Source organism: Pedobacter sp. 01T416_2 (assembly GCF_056398925.1).
The window spans coordinates 1-2,956 of record NZ_JBFTQI010000725.1 but is presented as its reverse complement, the minus strand read 5'-3'; the positions used below and the strand labels follow the sequence as shown (position 1 = coordinate 2,956).

Sequence of the window (2,956 nt, the reverse complement as noted above, 5' to 3'; positions counted from 1 at the left end):
CAATTTGGCAGGACTTTATAGTTTGTTTGGTTTTGAAAAATCTTATTTAAAGGTAACTGAACCATATTCGGTTTTAATGGATACGTTTGCAGCACCTCCACTACCAATTTTACCAGTATATTTTTTGGTTTCATCATCTTTACTTACCAAACTTGATGTTACGTTTGAGCCATATTTAAAGCCGGCATACGAAGTAGAAACATTAAAATTGGCATTATAACGGTCGGCAAAGCCCAATCCAACGCTTACATATTCACCACCAAAGCTGAAGTTTTTACAAGCTGGAGTAATTTCGTTTACGCTAAGGCGGTTGTAATCCATATTGATGTTTGCATCACCATTAAGTGAGCCTAAAGTAACGTTCGAATATTCTGCTGTAACCGCAATTTTACCTGCTGATGCAATATTTAGATCGCCATAGGCCTGTTTAGCAACTGTATTGCCTTTAACTGTGTTGATGTTTACTTTGGCATATTCTGCATTTAAAAGCAGGTTCCCACCAATAGTGCCAACGGTTAAACCCTTACCGTATTGTACTTTAATATCGGCCGATTTCCTGATGGTATTGATGTTTACAGCAACATACTCGGCATCAAGTTGTAAAGTGCCCACAGCGCCAATGGTTACAGGACCATTGTATTCATGTTTTACCACCGCAGCATTCAGATCCTGGATATCGCATTTACCATATTGAACATTGATGTAGTTATTTACGTTGCTTAAATTGCCAGCAACCAGATTGCCATATTCTACCTTTAAAGAAGTTGGACCTGAAAAATTACCCAATTCAACATTGCCATATTCTTGTGAAACCGTTAATGGGTTTACTGCCGGCATATACACCACGTAATTTACTTTCACTTCCCTCCGCCAGGTGGTTACACCATTCTTCATCCCACGACCATAACGTCCGTTTCTGTCACCCATGTTCGTTCTGAAAGTAACTACATCACCGTTTTTAGCGGCATCAATACTCACACCATCTATCAGCTTCTGTACATCGCTGTCTGAGTTGCTATAAGCTTTAATATCTACATCAACACGCACTTCTTTTTTGTCCCAGGTTTTAATTACGATAGATCCATATTGGTTGTTTAAATTAACCTTATCGTTATTATCTACATTAAAACTCTTGCTAAAAGATTTAGAACGTTCGGCATCACTGCCTGCTTGTTTATACTTTGACGTGTTAACCATCGCCAGTGTTGAAGATTTCGCTGCACTTTCGACAATTACCTGCTCTGATGGACTATTTACCGCAACTTCTTGCGCATTGGTTTTTACGGCGATTAAAGCCATAAAGGCTAAAAATATTTTTATTGTTTTCATGTTGTTAATTGTTAAACATTTAATGGCTCAAAACCTGCCGGCCGGCAATAAGCAATTTAATGTGGTGAGCGTTCCCTAATTTGTATCATTATGTTGAATCAGGTATCAAGACCGATTGACTACTATTTATTACGCTTTCTACTTTAGGCGTTAATTTCTCTTAAATTAAATCTGGTTAACCCTTTTGTAATCATCAACCTGGTTAATAATTAATAATTGTTGTTTTAATAACTGCAGTTGTATTTCGCGGTTTTTAACCATGGCCTTTACCACAAAAGTTTGGTTGGGCGAGGTTGGCAGTTCTGCTTTTAATCTTTCGTAATCTTCATCAAGCTTTTTCAGATCGGCAGTAAATTTTTTATACAACTCTGGATTCGCAGAAGCGAAAATGGCCAAACTATCTCTTTTTTCGGTAATTAAACCTGCGAAGTGGACTTCTTTTTTTGCATATGAAGCACTAACGTCGGCTATTTCTAAATCTTTGTTTTGTAATTTTCCTACGTATAACCAGGCTAAACCGAAAACCACCACGATAGCTGCTGCTGCACTCATCCATAAATACAGCTTTACCGGCTTTTTTTTCTTCTTGTTGTCTAATTCCTGTTCAATCTTTGCCCAAAGTCCTGCCGATGGCTCCATTACATCGAAAGCTTTACGGTTCTCCTTTACGAAGGTTTCTAATCTATTATTCATCTCTCATCCCTTTCTGTTCTAAAATACTTTTTAACTTCTTTTTCGCCCTCATGTACTGTGTACGGCTTGTATTTTCACTTATTTTTAAAATGTGTGCAATTTCCTCATGGTCGTAACCCTCTAAAAGGTATAAGCTCAATACTACTCTATAGCCATCTGGCAATTCGGTAATGGCTGTCCTAATTTCATCAGCTTGCAACCGTACTTCACTGTCATCAAAACTATCCTCATCAGGCACTTCCGATAGCTCATCGGTACTTACAAACTCCATCTTACGTTTACGTAAATAATTGATGGATTTGTTGATCACGATCTGCTTTAACCAAAGTCCGAAAGTGGTTTCCTGCCTAAAATCTACAATTCTGGTAAAGGCATCCAAAAATGCTTCCTGTAAAACATCTTCTGCCTCTTCTTCGTAATTTAAAATGCGCAGCGCCACATTATACATGGCCTTTGCATACAGCTTGTACAATTCAAACTGTGCTGCGCGGCTGCCCTGCATGCATTTTTTTACTAGCTCTAGGTTCTTATCGATGTATACGGCTTCCAAAATTTCGAATATTCTGATTATAAGACATAAGGGATTTTAAAACGTTGCATCAAGGTAGAAAAAAAGTTTAGAAATAAGTTAATACAGTATTAAGATAGAATTAAATGCACTGTTATCCTCAGGAGCGAAGCACAAAATGATTTTTTCATTCCCGTAAAAAGTGTTTTTATATTGAATAGGAAATGAGCAGTTCTAAGCTTTTGGCTTTTTTAGTCCTGCTTTCTGATACGAGTTCCGATGAAGGATCGGAAGCTCTTCCCGATAATCAGGTTTATTTCACTTAGGCCTGTAGCTAGGAAAACAAACCGCGGTTAACTAAACCCGACAGCAGCGGTTCCGATCCTTCATCGGAATTAGCGAATGGCGGGGGCTACAGTACCTATG

At 38.2% G+C, this 2,956-nt stretch carries 3 protein-coding genes; all 3 read right to left on the bottom strand.

Translation table 11 applies throughout. The features are described 5' to 3' along the window. Nucleotides 1–42: 42 nt before the first annotated feature. The 3 genes from AC1DPQ_RS23115 to AC1DPQ_RS23105 all read right to left on the bottom strand — a co-directional run bounded on the left by AC1DPQ_RS23115 (nt 43) and on the right by AC1DPQ_RS23105 (nt 2,524). Entirely contained in the window at nt 43–1,329 is a 1,287-nt protein-coding gene (locus tag AC1DPQ_RS23115; RefSeq protein WP_477579484.1) for a hypothetical protein, read from the bottom strand. Between the two features lie 165 nt (nt 1,330–1,494). After that, nucleotides 1,495–2,022 (bottom strand): hypothetical protein, encoded by a 528-nt coding sequence (locus AC1DPQ_RS23110; RefSeq protein ID WP_230151142.1) that lies wholly within the window; start codon nt 2,020–2,022, stop codon nt 1,495–1,497. Then, nucleotides 2,015–2,524: an RNA polymerase sigma factor gene (locus AC1DPQ_RS23105; protein ID WP_051691810.1), complete on the bottom strand. Its 510-nt coding sequence runs from the start codon at nt 2,522–2,524 to the stop codon at nt 2,015–2,017. The genes AC1DPQ_RS23110 and AC1DPQ_RS23105 overlap by 8 nt, the downstream gene beginning before the upstream one ends. Nucleotides 2,525–2,956: the final 432 nt, after the last annotated feature.